We start from the raw sequence: 19,553 nt of genomic DNA, 5'->3' as shown, positions 1-19,553 counted from the left end.
CGAAACCCAGGGGCGCGGGCCACCGCAGTCGATCTGCGACACTGGTTGAGTTATGCCTAAGCCCGGAGAACTCACTTTCGTCGCGCCGCGCGGAGCCAAGAAGCCGCCGCGGCATCTCGCTGATCTCTCGCCCGCCGAGCGCAAGGACGCGGTGGCCGAGGTCGGGGAGAAGCCGTTTCGTGCCAAGCAGCTCTCGCAGCACTACTTCGCGCGGTACGCGCACGACCCCGAGCAGTGGACGGACATCCCGGCCGGCTCGCGGGACAAGCTGCGGGAGGCGTTGTTCCCCGAGCTGATGACCGTCGTACGGCATCTGTCGACCGACGAGGGGACGACCCGCAAGACGCTGTGGAAGCTGTTCGACGGGACACTCGTCGAGTCGGTGCTGATGCGCTACCCGGACCGGGTGACCATGTGCATCAGCTCACAGGCGGGCTGCGGGATGAACTGCCCGTTCTGTGCGACCGGGCAGGCGGGGCTTGACCGGAATCTGTCCACCGCCGAGATCGTGCACCAGATCGTCGACGGGATGCGGGCGCTGCGGGACGGCGAGGTGCCCGGCGGGCCCGCGCGGCTGTCCAACATCGTCTTCATGGGGATGGGGGAGCCGCTCGCCAACTACAAGCGGGTGGTCGGAGCCATCCGGGCGCTGACCGACCCCGCCCCGGACGGGCTCGGGCTCTCGCAGCGCGGGATCACCGTCTCGACCGTCGGGCTGGTCCCGGCCATCCACCGGTTCGCCGACGAGGGCTTCAAGTGCCGGCTGGCGATCTCGCTGCACGCCCCCGACGACGAACTGCGCGACACCCTCGTCCCGGTCAACACCCGGTGGAAGGTGCGCGAGGTCCTCGACGCCGGGTTCGAGTACGTCGAGAAGAGCGGGCGGCGGCTGTCGATCGAGTACGCGCTCATCCGCGACATCAACGACCAGGCGTGGCGAGGGGACCGGCTGGGCCGGCTGCTGCGGGGCAAGCCCGTGCACGTCAACCTCATCCCGCTGAACCCGACGCCGGGTTCGAAGTGGACCGCGTCACGGCCGGAGGACGAGAAGGCGTTCGTCGAGGCGATCGAGGCGCATGGTGTGCCCGTCACCGTCCGGGACACCCGGGGGCAGGAGATCGACGGGGCCTGTGGTCAGCTCGCGGCCACCGAGAGGTAACCGCCGTAGGCACCGAGCGGTAGGATCTGGCCACCACATCTTCATATTCCGACAGGGGAGCGCCACAGCGCTGAGAGTGCGGCAACCGGGCCGCAGACCCTCTGAACCTCGCCCAGGTCATTCTGGGTAGGAAGTTCGGTCATCACTCAAGCTGTTGCGCCCTGCCCGCACATCGCGGGCAGGGCCGCGTCTCTTCCTGGTCAACTCCAGGAGGAAAAACACCAGTGCACACCAGGCACACCAGAATCTTCGCGGCCGCGGCGGTCGGGCTCGGGCTCGTGACGCTGTCCGCGTGCTCGTCGTCGGACAGCGGGGCCGACCCCAAGACCGTCACCCTCGTCAGCCACGACTCGTGGGCCGTCTCCAAGAGCGTGCTCCAGGACTTCGAGAAGCAGTCCGGCTACAAGGTCAAGGTCCTCAAGGACGGCGACGCCGGGCAGGCCGTCAACAAGGCGATCCTGACCAAGGACAACCCGCAGGGCGACGTCTTCTTCGGCGTCGACAACACCCTGCTGTCCAGGGCCCTCGACAACGGTCTCTTCCAGTCGTACGACGCCAAGGGGCTCGACCAGGTCGGCACGGAGTACCAACTCGACGCCGGCAAGAAGCGGGTCACGCCCATCGACTACGGCGACATCTGCGTCAACTACGACAAGGCGTACTTCAGCAAGCACAAGCTGACCCCGCCGGCGTCGTACGCCGATCTCGTCAAGCCCCAGTACAAGAACCTCCTCGTCACCGAGAACGCCTCCACGTCCTCGCCGGGGCTCGGCTTCCTGCTCGGTTCGGCCGCGCAGTACGGGGACAGCGGCTGGCAGGACTACTGGAAGCAGCTCAAGGCCAACGGCGTCAAGGTCGTCGACGGCTGGGAGCAGGCCTACAACGAGGAGTTCTCCGGCTCGGCCGGCGGCAAGAAGGCCGGCGGCGACCGGCCGCTCGTCGTGTCCTACGCCTCCTCCCCGCCCGCCGAGGTCATCTACGCCGACCCGAAGCCCAGCACCGCGCCCACCGGTGTCGCGACCGGCACCTGCTTCCGGCAGATCGAGTTCGCCGGGCTGCTGAGCAACGCCGGGAACACCAAGGGGGGCAAGGCGCTCATCGACTTCCTGGTCTCCAAGGAGTTCCAGGAGGACATGCCGCTGAACATGTTCGTGTACCCGGTGGTGAAGGGGGCGAGCGTGCCTGCCGAGTTCACGAAGTACGGGCCCGCCGCCCAGGATCCCGAGACCATGGCGCCCGACAAGATCGCCGCCAACCGTGACCAGTGGGTCAAGACGTGGACGTCACTCGTACTGAAGTAGCCCCGCACAAGGGCCGTTCGGGGAGCGTGGCGCGGCTCGGTCTGATGGCCCTGCCCGTCGCGTTCTTCGGTGTGTTCTTCGCATGGCCGGTCGCGGCGATCGTCGCGCGCGGCCTGAAGGTCGACGGGGTCTGGCGGTTCGGGCGGATCGCCGACGTCCTCGGCCAGTCCGACATCCGGCACGTGCTCTGGTTCACCACCTGGCAGGCGCTCGCCTCCACCGCGCTCACCCTGCTGGCCGCGCTGCCCGCCGCCTATGTCTTCGCCCGCCTCGACTTCCCGGGCAAGCAGGTGCTGCGGGCCGTGGTGACGGTTCCCTTCGTCCTGCCGACGGTCGTGGTCGGTACGGCCTTCCTGGCGCTGGTCGGCCGGGGCGGGCTGCTGGACGAGCTGTGGGGCGTACGGCTGGACACCACCGTCTGGGCCATCCTGCTGGCGCACGTCTTCTTCAACTACGCGGTCGTCGTACGGACCGTGGGCGGGCTGTGGGCCCAGCTGGACCCCCGGCAGGAGGAGGCCGCCCGGATGCTCGGTGCCTCCCCACCGGCCGCCTGGCGGAAGGTCACCCTGCCCGCGCTCGCGCCCGCCGTGGCCGCCGCCGCGCTGATGGTGTTCCTGTTCACCTTCACCTCCTTCGGTGTGGTGCAGATCCTCGGCGGGCCGACGTTCTCCACCCTCGAAGTGGAGATCTACCGGCAGACCTCCGAGATCTTCGACCTCTCCACGGCCGCCGTCCTGACGATCGTGCAGTTCGCCGCGGTCGGCGCGATCCTCGCCGTGCACGCGTGGACGGTACGGCGGCGGGAGAGCGCGCTGCGGCTGGTGGACCCGTCGGTGACGGCACGCCGGCCGCGCGGGGCCGGACAGTGGGCGCTGCTCGGCGGGGTCCTCGCCACCGTCGCCGTGCTCCTGGTCCTGCCGCTGGCCGTGCTGGTACGGCGGTCGCTGGACGGGGGGTTCGGGTACTACCGGGCGCTGGGCGACGCCGACGGCGGGACCTTCCTGGTCGCGCCGATCGAGTCGGTGGTCAATTCCCTGGAGTACGCGGTCGCGGCCACCGCCATCGCGGTGGTGATCGGCGGACTCGCCGCCGCCGCACTGGCCCGGCGGGACGCGGGGCGGCTGGTGCGGGGCTTCGACGCGCTGCTGATGCTGCCGCTCGGGGTGTCCGCGGTGACCGTCGGCTTCGGGTTCCTGATCGCGCTCGACAAGCCGCCGCTGGATCTCCGTCAGTCCTGGATCCTCGTCCCGCTCGCCCAGGCGCTGGTCGGTGTCCCGTTCGTCGTACGGACCATGCTGCCCGTGCTGAGGGCCGTGGACGAGCGGCTGCGGGAGGCGGCGGCCGTGCTCGGGGCCGCGCCGTGGCGGGTGTGGCGGGAGGTCGATCTGCCGATGGTGCGGCGGGCGCTGCTGATCGCGGCGGGGTTCGCGTTCGCGGTGTCGCTGGGGGAGTTCGGGGCGACGGTGTTCATCGCGCGGCCGGACAACCCCACGCTGCCGGTCGCCGTGGCCCGGCTGCTTTCCCGCCCCGGTGATCTCAACTACGGCCAGGCGATGGCCCTTTCCACGATTCTGATGGTGGTGTGCGCGGTGGCGCTGCTGGTCCTCGAGCGGCTGCGGACCGACCGGACGGGGGAGTTCTGATGCTGCTGACGCTCGACGCGGCCACCGTGCGGTTCGGCGGGCGGGCCGTGCTGGACGCCGTCGATCTCGATGTCGCCGAGCAGGAGGTGGTGTGCGTGCTCGGGCCGAGCGGAAGCGGCAAGTCCACGCTGCTGCGGGTGGTGGCGGGGCTGCAACCACTCGACTCCGGGCGGGTGCTGCTCGACGGACACGACCAGGTGCGGGTGCCCGTGCACCGGCGGGGGGTCGGGCTGATGTTCCAGGACCACCAGCTGTTCCCGCAGCGGGACGTGGGCGGGAACGTGGCCTTCGGGCTCCGGATGCACGGCACCGGGAAGGCGCAGCAGGCCGAGCGGGTGGGCGAGTTGCTGGAACTGGTGGGGCTTCCGGGTGCGGCCCGTCGGGCTGTCGCCGGGCTCTCCGGCGGGGAGCAGCAGCGGGTGGCGCTCGCGCGGGCGCTGGCGCCCCGGCCGCGGCTGCTGATGCTCGACGAACCCCTCGGGCAGCTCGACCGCTCGCTGCGGGAGCGGCTCGTGGTCGAACTCCGGGAGCTGTTCGGGCGGTTGGGCACCACCGTGCTCGCCGTGACGCACGACCAGGGCGAGGCGTTCGCGCTGGCCGACCGGGTGGTGGTGATGCGGGACGGGCGGATCGCCCAGTCCGGCACGCCCCTCGACGTCTGGCAGCGGCCCGCGGACGAGTTCGTGGCCCGCTTCCTCGGTTTCGACAACGTGGTCCCGGCGACCGTGGAGGGAACGGTCGCGGTGACGCCGTGGGGGAAGGTGCCGGTGCCCGAGTGCTCCGGGCAGGGGACGCGGACCCTGCTCGTACGGCCGGCCGGCGTACGGCTGGTCGCCGTCGACGCGGGGCTGCCCTGCGCGGTGGCCGCCCGTACCTTCCAGGGCACCCATGTCACCGTCCACCTCCAGCCCCAGGACGGCGGCCCCCGTCTGGCGGCGGCCTGCGCGCTACGGGAGGCGCCGGAGGCAGGGGACGCGGTGGGCGTCGAGTTCGACGCGGCGGAGACCGTCGTACTGGACTGACCGCGTGCGCGGATACGGCCGAGGCCCGTCCCCCGGGGATACGGGGACGGGCCTCGACGGTGTACGAGCGAGAGGTGCGTCAGTTACCGCTGTGCGCGCCACGGCGGCGCATGCCGAACCAGACCGCGCCACCGCCGACCGCCACGAGCGCGGCCGCGAGACCGGCGATCAGGCCGGTGTTGGAGTTGGCACCGGTCTCGGCGAGGTTCGACTCACCGACGGCCGGGGACGGGGCGTTGCTCGACGTGGACGCCGGGGCGGTGCTGCTGCTGTCCGTGGCCGACGGGGTCGGGGAGTCCGACTCGGCCGGGGTGGACTCGGACTCCGACGGCGACGGGGTGGCCGACTCCGACGGGGAGGGGCTGGCGCTGTCGTCGGACTTGCACGCCGTCGACGGGGTCGTCAGGTTGGGCGTGATGTCCGTGTCGATCTGGGTCTTACCGCTGTCGACCTTGACACGGACGCGGTACGTCGCGTTGGGCGCCCAGTCCTCGGAGAAGGTGACCTTCGTACCTTCCTTGGAGCCCTTGACGGTCTGCGCGTCGCCGACCTGCTTCGCGTCGCCACCGTTGCTCTCGAGGAAGACGGTGATGGTGGCCGGAGTACCTGTGGCGTCCTGGTCGGTGACCGTGATGACACCGTTGGAGCCGTCGCAGGTGGCTTCGGCGGAGAACTCTTTGATGTTGCACGCGAGGGCGCTGCTGGAGAAGCCCAGGACCAGCGCGGCCGACGCGGAGGCAACACCCAGGATGCGCACGGAACTACGTGCACTGCGGCGGGATATGGACACGTTTGTCCTTACTGAGTGCATAACTGCGGGGGGTAGTGGGGGGAGTTGACGCAACGGTGAGGTGAGGCATCAGCATCCCCGGGAGGCTCACAGGTCTATAAGCGCTCCATAAGTAGTGTCAATGCATATGCGGTCCACGTGCGTTGACTTTGCCTGCTTATTAATCACCGAGGCGTTTCAGTGCCTGTGAAGCTTGCTCGATCCGGTCAACCAGGGCGATACGGGACGCCATCGCGCGCTCCCCCGCGAGCGAGGTCAGCAGCTGCCAGGCCGGCAGCTTCTCGCTCCAGTGCGCCTCGTTCACGAGCACCATCGGGGTCGGCTCGCCCCGTGACTCGTAGTAGTTGGGCGTCGCGTTGTCGAAGATCTCCTGTACGGTCCCGGCGGCGCCCGGCAGGAACACCACACCGGCGTTGGAGCGCGCCAGCAGGCCGTCCTCGCGGGTGGCGTTGGCGAAGTACTTGGCGATGTGCGCGGCGAAGGCGTTCGGCGGCTCGTGGCCGTAGAACCAGGTGGGGATGCCGACCGACGGGCCGCCGTCCGGCCAGCGCTCGCGGACCTCGAAGGCGGCGCGCGCCCAGTCGGTGATCGACGGCCGGAACGACGGTGCCTTGGCGAGGAGTTCCAGAGCCTCGTCGAGCATCCCGTCGTCGAAGGGTGCCGCGTACGCGCCGAGGTTCGCCGCCTCCATCGCGCCCGGGCCGCCGCCGGTGGCCACCGTGAAGCCGGCCCGCGCCAGCTCCCGGCCGAGCCGGGCGGCACCGGCGTACTCCGCGGTGCCGCGCGCCATCGCGTGCCCGCCCATCACGCCCACCACCCGGGCGCCGACGAGGAGTTCGTCCAGTGCGTCGGAGACCGCGTCGTCGTGGATCGAGCGCAGCATCGAGCCGAATATGTCGCCGTCCGCCTTGGTCTGCTCGAACCACGCGTACGAGCGGGCGTCCGGGGTCGCCTCGTAGCCCGCGTCGAGCGAGTCGAACAGCTCGCCGGGCGTGTAGACGAAGGCGCGGTAGGGGTCGAAGGGGAGGTCCGGGACCGGCGGGAACACCAGGGCGCCGGAGGCGCCGACCCGGGCGGCGGCCTCGGGGGACATCGGGCAGCCGAGGAAGACGGCGCCGGTGGTGTCGGTGGTCAGCAGGACGTCCGTACGGTCCGTCAGATCGACGGCCTGGAGCCGGTACCGGTCGAGCGTGCCGTGCGCGGCGACCACCTCGTCGAACTCGGCGAGGGACTCGATCTCACGGTCGCGGGCGGCCCGGTGGGGCTGCGGTTTCGACGGCTGCGCGGGCTGCGGCTGGGCGGGTGTCGGATGCACCCGCCCATGCTAGGCGTCGGCCCTGGACCGCCGTCGGCGAGTTGTCGTGGCTCTCCGTGCTCGGACGGAGCAGGACCTGCCCCGCCCAGGACGAGTAGTGAGCGGGTGCAGCCGCAGGCGGGCCGCGGCGCTCTGGGGCACGTGGTCCGCACGGCGCGGCCGGGAGACGGCTGTCTCCCGGCCGCGCCGGGGAGATCAACGGTGCTGCATCGGTGTCACAGCAGATTTCGGTTCAGCGCGTCGGCCTCCTCAGGGGTGAGGGCGTAGTTCCAGGCTTGGACGTGGCTGACGGCGCCCGGTACGAAGTCGGTGGTTGCGCCGTTGTACTGGCTTCGGCCGACGGTGAAGGCACCGGAGGAACTCCAGGAGGTGGCACCGGTAGCGGTGGCGGCGAGGGCGCCGTTGACGTACAGCTTGGCTGTCTGGGTGGTGGCGTCGTAGGTCCCGAGGAGTTGTGTCCAGGTACCCGCGGTGGCGCCGGCTGCGTAGGCGTTCCAGAAGCCGGTGCCCGCGGTGTCGCTCTTGCTGAGGCTGAACGACCAGCCCGGGGTGCCGTTGTAGGTGTCGTTGTACTGGAGCATGAAGGGGCTGGTCTGGCTGCCGTCCTGGGCGGCGATGGTGGCGTTGTGGCCGGGCAGGGAGGACATGTCGACCCACGCGGAGACGGAGTAGCTGCCGGTCGTGTTCAGCGCGCTGCTGCCGGAGGCGGCGTAGCCGCTGGTCCCGTCGAGGCTCAGCACCTCGCCGCGGGTCGTGTCGTTGGTCCAGGTGGTGCCGCCGCTCAGGGTGAGCGGATTGTTGCCCACGGTGGTATCGGGCATCGCGTAGCCGGTGTCGGTGGGCGCGGTGTCGTTGGCGAAGGTGTAGCCGTCGCCGTCGTCCAGGTTCCAGGTGTTGTGCGGCGAGTCGTAGGCGCCGACGATGGCACCGATGCCCGCCGGCTTCGGGTTGACGTGGTCCCAGCTGTCCGCACCGGGCCCCAGCTTCTCCTCGCCGTTCGTGGTGTCGATCGCGGCCAGGACCGAGTCGATGTCGGTGACGAAGACGGGCGGGGTGTCCCACCATCCACCGAGGTTGTAGCTGCGCAGCCAGTCGTTCACCGCTGAGCGGTACTGGTCGACGGTCGTGGTGCAGGGGTCGTTGACGGGGGACGACGTCGAGGTGCCGCCGCCCGCATAGCCGTCGCAGGGGGTGAGCGTGCTCACGGTCGTGCCGATGCCCCAGGCGGTGAGCTGCTGGACAAGGGCGGTGTAGCCGTTGGTCTCCAGGTCGACGTCGGTGCGGCCGCCCTCCAGTACGTCTTCGAGTCCTTCGTAGATGAGGACGCTGTTCATGCCCGGCTGGTCGAGCACGTCGCGGTCGATACGGGACAGCAGCGAGGGACCGGTGACGGGAGCGGGGCCGTCGGCGTAGTCGGTCATGATCTGGTTCGCGGAGATGCCTTCGGTGACTTCGCCGAAGGCCTGGCTGCTGGAGGCGTCGGCGCGCTGCAGGACGTCGTCGATCTGCGTGCCGCTGGGGAAGGCGTTGGCGCGCGGTGTGTCGACTCCGCCGGTTCCGACGATGCCGCGGGTAGGGGCACCGGCGGTCGTGACGTCGACACCGGTGAGCAGGTGCGTGACCGCGGTGCCTTCCCACTTGGAGCTGGTGAACGGGGTCCCTGTCATGTTGGTGGTGTTGTCGCCGGTGCCGGGGTCGGCGAGGTACTCGAGTCCTGAGTAGGCCTGGCTGTGTTCGACGATCGCGGTGACCGAACTCGTCAGGTAGTACGAGACGAGCAGGAACCTGTTCCGGGCCACGGTGAAGGGCAGCGGATCGCTGTAGATCATGCCGCCCGCCGGCACGGTGACGCTCTGGCTGCCGGAGAAGGTGAGGGAGGTCGGGGTGGAGCTGGGCACCGACGAGGGCTCGGCGGGATTGGGCGTGGTGTCGGACGACGTGGCGATGGTGGCGTGCCCGATGGCCAGCTTCGAGGACCCCAGCGCGTTGTCGAGCTTGATCCGCACGGTGTTGCCCGAGACGGAGGGGCGCAGCGCGATCCGGAAAGTCTGGTTGCTGAACGGCCCCATGGTGCCGTCCTCGCCCTCGGTGGGGCTGGCCCAGGCGCCGGTCCAGGTCTGGCCGCTCGGTGCGGCCACGCTGGTGCCGTTGGACTCCGCCGTACGAGCGGTGGTGTTGCGCGTCGCGAGGGAGAAGATGTGCAGCGAGGGCGTGTGGTTGCCGATGCGGTTGCCGACGTCGGGCAGGGTGACCGACGCGATGGTCCTGGCCGGGTCGAGGGGGACGGAGAACGCGTACAGCCGCCGCTTGCTCGCGGTCTGTCCGCTGGGGTTGTTGCGGTGCGGAAGGACCACCGCGGCGATCGAGTCGTCGGCGACGGTCCAGCCGGGCACGGTCAGGGCGTACGAGGCGGAGGTGCCGTCGGTGTAGTTGATGGTGCCGGTGGCGGCACACGGCCCGTCAGGCGTGGTCCCGGTGAAGCAGTAACTGCCGGTCACGGAACTTCCGGCGGGCACGTACGGCGCTGTCGCCTGGCCGTCGATGGCGCCGGGGTCGGTGGCGTTGGAGTACGAGGACGAGGCCAGGAACTCCAGCGCGTTGCCGGAGCCGCTGTAGGTGACGGTCTGGTTGGCGGCCAGCACGTTGTCCTTCTGCCCGGACCCGAAGGCGGGCAGCGTGAACGTGGCGCCGTCGACGGTGACCTTGCCGCCGGAGGTCCAGCCGACGTTGTTCAGGTCGGTGGCGGAGTAGCTGCCGCCGGTTCCGTCCATGTCGGCCTGCGACGGGGTGGCGTCGGCGCTGATGCCGGTGTTGTTGTAGCAGGCGGTCAGGCTCGTGCAGGTGGTGGCCGTGTGGCCCATGGCCAGGAAGCGGTACGGGTGGGTGGCGGAGAAGTCACCGGCCGCGTCGACGGCGTAGACGTACAGGGTGTGCGGGCCGGGCGCGTACGGAGTGACGGTCACCTTCGCCGCGTTGCTGGTGGCGGGGACGGTCTGGGAGGCCGCCGGGGTGACGGTGGGGTCGAGGCCGACGTCGAGGGAGTAGACGAACTTCGTCGCGCTGGCGCCGCCGCTGGTGGCCACGTCGAAGATGCCCGCGGTGCCCGCCACCGCGCCCGCCGCACCCCCGTTGTCGGTGTCGGGGTAGAGGCTGTTCTCCGAGGCGACGGTCGGCTCGTCGGGAGCGGTGGGCTGGGCGACGAAGTGGCAGATCGAGGAGTAGGCGGAGGTGTCCTCGCCGTCGGTGACCTTCGCCTGCCAGTCGACGATCTTTCCGTTCGTCAGGGCGCTGGTGAAGCTGGAGGGCAGCGAGAAGGCGGCGTAGCTGCCGCTGGCGAGGTTGTCGCCGCTGAGCCCGGTGGCCTTGGTGGTGGAGCCGTCGACCCAGTACTGGAAGGTGGCCCGCAGCTTGTCGCCGTCACCGTCGCTGACCTTGGCCTTGAGCACCGGCGGGGTGGAGGCGACGGTCTTGCCCATGTACGGGTACGGGGAGGCGGTGTCGCAGCCCGCCGAGTGCGCGCCGGACACCGCGGACATGGTGCTGACGGCCGGCACGTTCGGGATGGTGTTGTAGAAGATCTCCAGGCTGGGGTTGTCGGTGAAGCGCGAGAAGCCCGACGCGCTGTGGGAGCTCTCGGCGGAGTCCTCCTTCAGCGTGACGGCGAAGGTGGAGGAGTGCCCGGCCGCGTCGGACCTGATCGGGGTGAGCACGTTCAGCCCGTGGGTGACGTCGCCGTTGGACGGGCAGAAGGTGGGGTTCCAGGCGCGCGCGTACGAGGCCGAGGTGGAGTAGCTGTTGAAGCCGGGCCGGTTCGACCAGTCGGTCCCCTTGCCGAAGCCACCGGACCAGTGCAGGTCGACGGTGTAGCTGCTGGAGCAGGAGGCGGAGTAGACCTCGGTGGCGTTCACGGTCGCGGTGTTGATGTGCGCCCCGTACAGGGTGGAGGACAGCTTCCACTGGTACAGCGCGTGCTCGCTGCCGGCGGCGCAGTCGCCCTCCGACCAGCCGTTGTAGCCCACGCCCAGCCGGCCGGAGTCGGACAGCGCGTCGGTCTTGTCGTAGAACGAGGTGTTGGGGCAGCCCTGCTTGATCTCGTCGAAGTGCGGGGCGGCCGGGTCGTACGGGTGCCAGTTGAACGTCGGGTCCACGTACACCGGGAACACGGTCTTACCGCCCGTCAGCAGCCGCGCGTCCGGTCTCAGGGTGAGCGCCTCGGCGGATGCGTGCAGGGCGACCGGCGCCCGGCGGGCGGCCAGCCCCGGGTGGGCGGCGTCCGAGGCGTCCGCCGCGACCTTGGCGCCCGCGGTCTTGCGAGCAGCGCTCCCCGCGGGCCGCAGGGTGGTGTCGGAGTCCCACATCTGCGCGGCCGGGGCGTCCATCACATCACGGCCGTGGGTGTCCAGCAGGCTCAGCCCGCCGTCCGGGGCACCGCGCAGCCGGCCTCCCCCGACCGTGGTGCCCAACTTCAGCGCCTTCAGCGCGGGATCGGCGGCCGCCGACCTGTTCTTGACAACCAGGGTGTCGGTGAACCCTCCGGCCTCTGTCGCCGCCACCACCAGGTCCACGCCGGGAAGGACCGAGCGGTACGTGGCCGTCGCGCCCTTCACGACCGGGGCGGGCAGCCGCCCGGGCCAGGCGACGGAGACGGTCGCGTCCCCGTAACGGGTGCTGACCAGCGGCGCGTTGCCGCCCGCGGAGAACGAGACACTGCCGTACGCGGTCGCGGCCGGCGCCAGGCGTCCGTCGGCGGAGGTGCGCAGCCGCAGGTCGATCGGCACCCAGCGGCCGTGCTGCCTGGTGCGCACCGGCTTGGGGTTGCTGTCCAGCTCGAAGCCGCCTGTGGGCAGCGCTCGCACCCGCTGGACGGGAGTCGTCAGCGCATCGACCGTGACCTTGTCCCCCGAACGCCGCGCGCCGGCGGCGGCCTGCTCCATGGCCCGGCGCTGCGCCGGGGTGGGACCGAACCCGTCCGGCAGCGTGGGGAGGTGGGGGTCCTTCACCGGATGGCTGGCCCGCACGGCTCCGGGCTTGCCCGGGGGAGCGCCGTGCTCGCTCTGACTGGCGGAGACCGCCTGTGCGGGCACGACGCCGACCGCCACGGCCAACGCCACAAGTCCGGTCAGTGCGGCCCGTCGTGCGCGGGACGGTCTATGGCGGCCGCCGCGCATGCGGTGAAGGGGCATGAAGAATCCTTTGGTTGCTGATCCCGAGGGACAGCAGACGAACGTAGGAAGTGCCACCCCCTTCCGACCAGAGGAGAAGAGACCTGGATTGAGCGAACTTGACGGCAATGCTGCCCATATTCGATCTCATAGATTTCTCAAAGGAATGACCATGAACAGGTTCTGGTGATCACGTCGGTATCCCCACCGGGATACGTTCCCGCTCGTTTCGAACACACAGTGGCAGCACAGGAATTGTGCGGGGGGCGGGACCGTGGCAGGCACCAGAGCGTGGGCGATACGGGCCAAGAGACCAGGACGCGGCGGGCAGTTCGGACGCGGCCGGGTCGTGGCACTCGTGGCCGCCGTACTGGCACTCTCGCTGCCGGGCACCGGCCCGCTGGCGGCGGCAGCCACCCCCCGGCACGCCCCAACCCCGCCGCACGCCAAGCCCGTTGCCGTACACCCGGTGCGCTCGCACTACCACGCACCCCGGCACATGCCGGCCTACCGGACCCCGAAGGTCGGCTGGCCCACCGGCACCGCCACCCTCGCCGTTCCGCGGACGGGCGGCAGGACAGCCGGCGCGGGCTCACTGCCGGTACGGATCGGGCGAGCCGGCCACAGCGGTGCCCCCGCCCGGGTTCAGGTCCGGCTGCTCTCCCACCGATCCGCCACCGCAGTGGGCGTGCACGGCGTGCTGCTGAACCTCAGAAGCACCGCCCCCACCGCCGGCGCCGTGACCGGCTCGACGGGCGGCAAGGTCGCGGTGAGCCTGGACTACTCGGCGTACGCGGGAGCGTTCGGCGGTGACTTCGCCTCCCGCCTGCACCTGGTGCGGCTGCCCGCCTGCGCACTGACCACCCCCGAGGTCCGCTCCTGCCGCACCCAGACTCCGCTGGTCTCCCGCGACGACACGAGCGCCCACTCCCTGCACGCCGACGTGACGCTGCCGGGTGCGCGGCCGACCGGAGGACGGCAACTCGCCGCGGCCGGCGCCGAGTCGGCCGCACAGCAGACCCAGGGTGCGGTGCTGGCGGTGACCTCGGACAGCAGCGGCGGAGGCGGCGACTTCTCGGCCACCTCGCTGAGCCCGTCCGGTTCGTGGCAGGCCGGCGGCAGCTCGGACGGCTTCGAGTGGTCGTACCCGCTGTCCGCCCCCGGAGTGCCCGGCGGCATGGCGCCGAAGCTCGGCCTCAGCTACAACTCCCAGGCGGTCGACGGTCTCATCTCCTCCACCAACAACCAGGCCTCCGTCGTCGGTGACGGCTTCGGCCTCCCGGCCAGTTTCGTCGAGCGCTCGTACAAGTCCTGCAACGAGAACCCCGCGGGCAGCACCAAGACCCGGGACTACTGCTGGTCGGACGACAACCAGCTGACGCTCTCGCTCAACGGCCAGACGTCCACGCTCATCAAGGACGACAAGACGGGCACGTACCACCCGGCCGGCGACTCCAACGAGAAGGTCGAGTACCTCACCGGCGCGAACAACGGCGCGCAGAACGGTGAGTACTTCCGGGTCACCACCGACGACGGCACCCAGTACACCTTCGGCCTCGACGAGCTGCCCGGCTGGGCCACCGGCGACACCAAGACGAACTCCGTCCTGACCGAGCCCGTCTACGCCACCGCGTCGGGCCAGCCCTGCTACAACGCCACGTTCTCCAGCTCCTGGTGCCAGCAGGCCTACCGCTGGAACCTGGACTACGTGAAGGACACGCACGGCGACGTGATGTCCTCCTTCTACACGGTCGACACGGCCTACTACGCGCGCGATCTCGGCACCACCGCGAACACCCCGTACAGCAGGGACTCCCGCCTCACCCGCATCCAGTACGGCCAGCGCGACAACTCCGTCTACACGACCAGCCCCGCCGCACAGGTCAACTTCACCTACAACGGCCGCTGCAAGACGTCCGCGACCGGCTGTGCGACCTCCACGCTCTCCTCGTCGACGGCCGCGGACTGGCCGGACGTCCCGTACGACCTGAACTGCGCCAGCGGCGCCACCTGCAGCGTCAACTCGCCCACCTTCTGGTCCGAGTACGAGCTGAGCACGGTGCAGACACAGGCGCTGTCCGGCACCACCGAGACCAACGTCGACAAGTGGGACTTCACGTACTCGTTCCCGGCGACGGGTGACTCGACCTCTCCGGCGCTGTGGCTGTCCACCCTGGTGCACACCGGCCAGGACACCACCGGCGGCGGCTCCACCGCGCCGATCGCCATGAAGCCCGTCACCTTCACCGGCACACCGCTGTCGAACCGGGTGAACGTCACCAACGGATACCCGCCCATCACCCGCCACCGGCTCAACACGATCACCACCGAGACCGGTGCGATCATCAACGTCAACTACTCCGCGCCCGACTGCGCCTCCGGCACCCCGTCCGACCCGAGCACCAACACCAAGCGGTGCTACCCGGAGTACTGGACGCCCACCGGGCAGACCAGCCCGATCATGGACTGGTTCAACAAGTTCATCGTCACCGGCGTCACCCAGCAGGACCCCACCGGTGGCGGCGTCAACGACACCATCACCACCCACTACGCCCCCATCGGCGGCGGTGCCTGGCACTACGACACCAACCCGCTGACGAAGTCCACGCAGCGCACCTGGAACCAGTGGCGCGGCTACCAGGGCATGACGGCCACCACGGGCACCGCCCCCGATCCCGTCACGCAGACCGACACCACGTTCTTCCGCGGCATGGACGGCGACACCCTGCCCGGCGGCGCGACCCGCTCGGTGAGCATCACGGACTCCCGCGGCGATGCCCCGGTCAAGGACTCCAACCAGTTCGCCGGCCAGACGTACGAGTCGATCACGTACAACGGCAGCGGCAGCGGCAAGGTGGTCAGCGACGCCGTCACCACCCCGTGGACGTCGGCCGCCACCGCCACCCACGTGGTCTCCGGGCTGCCCGACCAGCAGGCGTTCCTCACCGGCGCCGCGGACAGCAAGGTCTACACCCCGCTGGCCGCCGGCGGCACCCAGGTGACCGAGACCGCCTTCACCCATGACGCGTACGGCCGCGTCACCAAGACCGACGACCGCGGCGACGTCTCCACCACGGCCGACGACCTGTGCACGACGACCGGTTACGCGGACAACACGGCGAAGTGGATCCTGGACACCGCCGACGAGGTCCGCACGGTGTCCGTCGACTGCGACACCACGCCGACCCTGCCGAAGGACGCGGTCTCCGACACCCTGACCTTCTACGACCTCTCCGCCACCCTGGGCGCGGCCCCGAGCGTCGGCGACCCGACCTCGACGCAGAAGGCCACCTCCTACACCGGCTCCACCCCCGTCTACACGACGATGGCCAGCAGCACCGTCGACCAGTACGGGCGCCCCGTCACCTCGACCGACGCCGACAAGCGCACGGTCCGCACCACGTACGCCCCGACGACCGGTGCCGAACCGACCTCCATCACCGAGACCGACCCACTCGGCTACGCCACCGTCAAGACCTACGACCAGGTGCGCAACCTCCCGCTGTCGGTGACCGACCCGGCCGGCTACAAGGCCTCCGGCACCTACGACGCGCTGGGCCGCCTCACCCAGGTCTTCAACCCCGGCATCACCTCGCCGGTCACCAAGTACGTCTACACGCTGAGCAACACAGACCCGTCGACGATCACCACCCAGTCGCTCAACGACGACGGCACCTACCGCAGCGCGACCATGCTCTACGACGCGCTGCTGCGGGTGCGGGAGACCCAGACCCCCACGCCCGACGGCAGCCGGGAGGTCAGTGACACCGTCTACAACACCATCGGCCAGGTGGCCAAGACGTCCAGCCCGTACAACGCGAGCGGTGCCCCGGACAGCACCCTGGTCCAGGCGCAGGACGGCAAGATCGCCTCGGAGACCGGCTACACCTACGACGGAGCGGGCCGCAGGACGGTCGCCACCGCCTACAAACTCGGCTCCGAGACCTGGCACACCACCACCCTCTACGGCGGCAACTTCACCACCACGATCCCGCCGTCCGGTGCCACGGCCCAGAGCCTGCTGACCGACGCCCGCGGCCGTGTCACGCACCTGTACGAGTACCACACCGGTGCGGCCGCCGATCCGGTGAACGACACCGCCTCGGACTACTCGGACACGAAGTACGCCTACTACCCGGACGGGAACCGGGCCTCGGAGACCGACGCCGCCGGCAACACCTGGTCCTGGAAGTACGACCTGCTCGGCCGGCAGACCTCCGCCTCCGACCCTGACAGCGGCACGGGCAGCACGGCCTTCGACGACGGCGGGCTGGTGCTCAACACCACCGACTCGCGCGGCAAGCAGGTCTCGTACAGCTACGACGCCGACGGACGCAAGACCGGCGCGTACGACACCACCGGAGGCGTCGCCCAGTCGACCGCGAACCAGATCGGCGCGTGGACGTACGACACCCTCAAGAAGGGCATGCCCACCGCCAGCACCTCCTACCAGATGGGCACCGGCAGCCCCTCGGTCACCACGACGGCCCTGGCGTACAACTCGCTGGGCAAGGTCGCGGCGGAGAAGACCACCCTGGCGAACCTGCCGGCCGACGAGGCGGCGCTGGCCCCCGCCGCCGGCTACACCACCGGCTACACCTACAAGCCGACCGGGTCACTGGCCACCGAGGCCGACCCGGCCGAGGGCGGTCTGCCGGCCGAGACGCTCACCACCGGCTATGACACGGTGGGGGAGCCGACCAGCCTCAGCAGCAGCGGCACGAACGCCTGGACCTACGTCAGCGCCGTCGGCTACTCCGAGTCGGGCCAGCTGCTGCAGTACACCTTCGGCCCCTCCACCAACTGGGTCGCGCTGTCCCTCGGCTACGACGAGCAGACGGGCGCGCTGACGGACGCCCAGACCACGGATTCCACCAGCAGCACCGTGGTGGACCACACGCGCTACACCTGGGGCGATGCGCGGATCTCCAAGGGCACGGGCCTGCTCACCGCGGTCAGCGACGCACAGGACGGCGGAGCCGTCACCGACACCCAGTGCTACGCCTACGACTACGCCGACCGGCTGAGCAGCGCCTGGAGCGCCACCGACGACTGCGCCGCCGTCCCCACCGGTGGCGCGAGCAGCACCGTCGGCGGCCCGAACCCGTACTGGCAGAGCTGGACCTACACCGCCGACGGCCTGCGCAAGACGCAGACCGACCACGCCACCACCGGCACCACCGCCGACGACACCACGACCACCTACAACTACCCGCCCGCCGGCTCGTCGACCGACCAGCCGCACACCCTCACCAGCACCACCGCCACCGGCCCCGGCGCCGCCGCGAACACCGCCTCCTACACGTACGACACGGCGGGCGACACCCAGAGCATCAGCGGCGGTGCGGCCGGGAAGCAGGACCTCACCTTCAACGACCAGGGCAAGCTCGCCACCGACACCACCAGCAGCGGCACGACCAGCTATCTGTACGACGCGGCCGGCGGTCTCCTCCTGCGCACCGACCCCGGCAAGGCCACGCTGTTCATCGCGAACGCCCAGATCGTCGAGGACACGACGACGCACACCCTCTCGGGCACCCGCTACTACTCGGTCGCCGGCCACACCATCGCGCAGCGCTCCAGCTCGGGCGACATCCAGTACCTCATCCCGAACCGGCAGGGGACCGACACCCTCGCCGTCGACTACCAGACCCAGTCCGTCACCCGCCGCCAGTACCTGCCCTTCGGCCAGACTCGCAGCGGCTCCGCGAGCACGTTCCCGAACGGCACGGGCTTCGTGGGCGGCACCCCGGACCCGGCGACCTCGCTGGTCAACCTCGGGGCCCGGGAGTACGACCCGTACACCGGCCGGTTCCTGTCGGACGACCCGGTGTTCGAGTCCATGGACACGAACGAGCTGCCCGGCTACGACTACGCGGGCAACGACCCCGTGACCCTGTCCGACCCGACCGGCGAGGACAACTGGTGGGCCGACCCCACGATGAATGTGCCGGTCACGCCGGACGCCCCGCCGATCTCCCAGAGCCTCGCCGACGAGCAGGGCTTCGGCAGCCTGTGCAACGCGCACAACTGCTCGAACTACCACCCGCATCCCGTCTTCATCTCGCCCCACTTCGGCTTCAGCGCGAACACCCCGAACATCAAGCAGCTGGCCGCGGCGTTCGCGAAGGAACTGAAGACGCACTACGACAAGATGTTCGACCCCCGTGCGGCGACGTACAAAATGCCCGAAAAGCTGCTCACGTACGGCACCGAGGTCGGCACCTGGGACGACGTGTGCAAGGGGAAACCGGGCCTGTGCTCCAAGTCGTTCGCCGATGAGGTGAGCGGGCTGCACGCGGCACTCGACAAGCAGGCCAAGGCGAATGAACGCGGCACCATGTGCATGTTCTTCGGCGAGTGCCACTGGTGGAAGGTGACGGCGGCCGGTGCCATCTACTTCCGCACGATGCGTGCCGGGGCGGACGGAAAGCCGATGCTGGGCAACTCCGCCCGTACTCTCGGTGGCCGGGAGAGGGATTACGAGGAAAACCTCGACGAAGACGGGAACATCGTCGTCGACGAGCAGGGCGCGACACCCCCGGGCCTCTCGACCGGCACCAATCTGCCGAAGATGTTCAAGGTGGCACGGCCGAACTGGCTCCCGGGCGGGCAGTCCAAGGATCCGCTGTGGGCCATCAAGGACGACGCACTCGCCGCGCGTGGTCTCAAGGCGCGGCCAGATCCCGACGACGAGTTCCATATCATGCTCGGGCCGGACGAGAACGGCGTCTCACCCGACGAGTACAACGCGCGGATCCAGTCGTCCCAGAACGACTGGATCAACACACAGGCCGAGTCCATGGAGGACGTCCAGGCGTTCCTTGCGGAAGCCGAGGGTGAGGAGCCCTGATGAAAGTGGAAGACGGCATGGAGCTCAAGGAGATCCTGGCCGACTGGCGGGACTACGACGACGCGGCGTTCCGGCTCGGGGTGTTCCTGGGCGTCTTTCCGCGCGACCAGAAGTTCTCCAAGGTGAAGCGGATGTTCTGGATGGCCGGATATCCGCTGGGCGATATGCTCGTGGACATTCTTGACCGGATGTCAGAAGCCGGAGTTCTTCTCAAGGACGAGGACGACGCGCGGTACAAGTGGAATCCGGCGCCGACCGACCTGTCGTGAAGGCGCCGTGAGCCGCATGGGCCGGGCTCGTCCGCTCGG

The 19,553-nt window shown here is 70.0% G+C and carries 9 protein-coding genes and 1 riboswitch; of the genes, 6 read left to right on the top strand and 3 right to left on the bottom strand.

The window, feature by feature from the left end:
- The first annotated feature begins 52 nt into the window (after positions 1-52).
- From rlmN to KVT45_RS13995, 4 genes are all read left to right on the top strand, one after another.
- Positions 53-1,159, top strand: coding sequence for a 23S rRNA (adenine(2503)-C(2))-methyltransferase RlmN (gene rlmN, locus KVT45_RS14010; protein ID WP_217547423.1), 1,107 nt, complete (start codon positions 53-55; stop codon positions 1,157-1,159).
- Positions 1,160-1,202: 43 nt separating this feature from the next.
- A riboswitch (TPP riboswitch) is annotated at positions 1,203-1,310 on the top strand.
- Between the two features lie 73 nt (positions 1,311-1,383).
- Positions 1,384-2,460, top strand: coding sequence for a thiamine ABC transporter substrate binding subunit (locus KVT45_RS14005; RefSeq protein WP_217547421.1), 1,077 nt, complete (start codon positions 1,384-1,386; stop codon positions 2,458-2,460).
- Positions 2,461-2,504: 44 nt separating this feature from the next.
- Positions 2,505-4,103 carry an iron ABC transporter permease gene (locus tag KVT45_RS14000; RefSeq protein WP_217547767.1) on the top strand — a complete coding sequence of 533 codons (1,599 nt, stop codon included), beginning with the start codon at positions 2,505-2,507 and terminating at the stop codon, positions 4,101-4,103.
- On the top strand, positions 4,103-5,125 hold the full coding sequence (locus tag KVT45_RS13995; RefSeq protein ID WP_217547420.1) for an ABC transporter ATP-binding protein: 1,023 nt from the start codon (positions 4,103-4,105) through the stop codon (positions 5,123-5,125). Before KVT45_RS14000 ends, KVT45_RS13995 begins: the two co-directional genes overlap by 1 nt.
- 79 nt (positions 5,126-5,204) lie before the next feature.
- On the opposite strand, the gene KVT45_RS13990 is transcribed toward KVT45_RS13995, so the two are convergent.
- From KVT45_RS13990 to KVT45_RS13980, 3 genes are all read right to left on the bottom strand, one after another.
- Positions 5,205-5,915 (bottom strand): LAETG motif-containing sortase-dependent surface protein, encoded by a 711-nt coding sequence (locus KVT45_RS13990; protein WP_308310727.1) that lies wholly within the window; start codon positions 5,913-5,915, stop codon positions 5,205-5,207.
- Positions 5,916-6,075: 160 nt separating this feature from the next.
- Positions 6,076-7,230, bottom strand: a complete 1,155-nt coding sequence (locus KVT45_RS13985; RefSeq protein ID WP_217547417.1) for an LOG family protein — start codon at positions 7,228-7,230, stop codon at positions 6,076-6,078.
- A gap of 215 nt (positions 7,231-7,445) precedes the next feature.
- Positions 7,446-12,329 carry a LamG-like jellyroll fold domain-containing protein gene (locus KVT45_RS13980; protein WP_308310726.1) on the bottom strand — a complete coding sequence of 1,628 codons (4,884 nt, stop codon included), beginning with the start codon at positions 12,327-12,329 and terminating at the stop codon, positions 7,446-7,448.
- A 337-nt stretch (positions 12,330-12,666) separates the two neighbouring features.
- Between KVT45_RS13980 and KVT45_RS58075 the strand changes: the two genes are divergently transcribed.
- Positions 12,667-19,245 (top strand): RHS repeat-associated core domain-containing protein, encoded by a 6,579-nt coding sequence (locus tag KVT45_RS58075; RefSeq protein ID WP_217547415.1) that lies wholly within the window; start codon positions 12,667-12,669, stop codon positions 19,243-19,245.
- On the top strand, positions 19,245-19,514 hold the full coding sequence (locus tag KVT45_RS13970) for a hypothetical protein (RefSeq protein WP_217547413.1): 270 nt from the start codon (positions 19,245-19,247) through the stop codon (positions 19,512-19,514). Before KVT45_RS58075 ends, KVT45_RS13970 begins: the two co-directional genes overlap by 1 nt.
- The last annotated feature ends 39 nt before the right edge of the window (positions 19,515-19,553 follow it).

It is taken from the genome of Streptomyces sp. GbtcB6 (assembly GCF_019091475.1).
Taxonomy (GTDB): domain Bacteria; phylum Actinomycetota; class Actinomycetes; order Streptomycetales; family Streptomycetaceae; genus Streptomyces; species Streptomyces hyaluromycini.
Note: the sequence above shows the minus strand (reverse complement) of the source record. Positions and strands in the feature narration are given on the sequence as shown.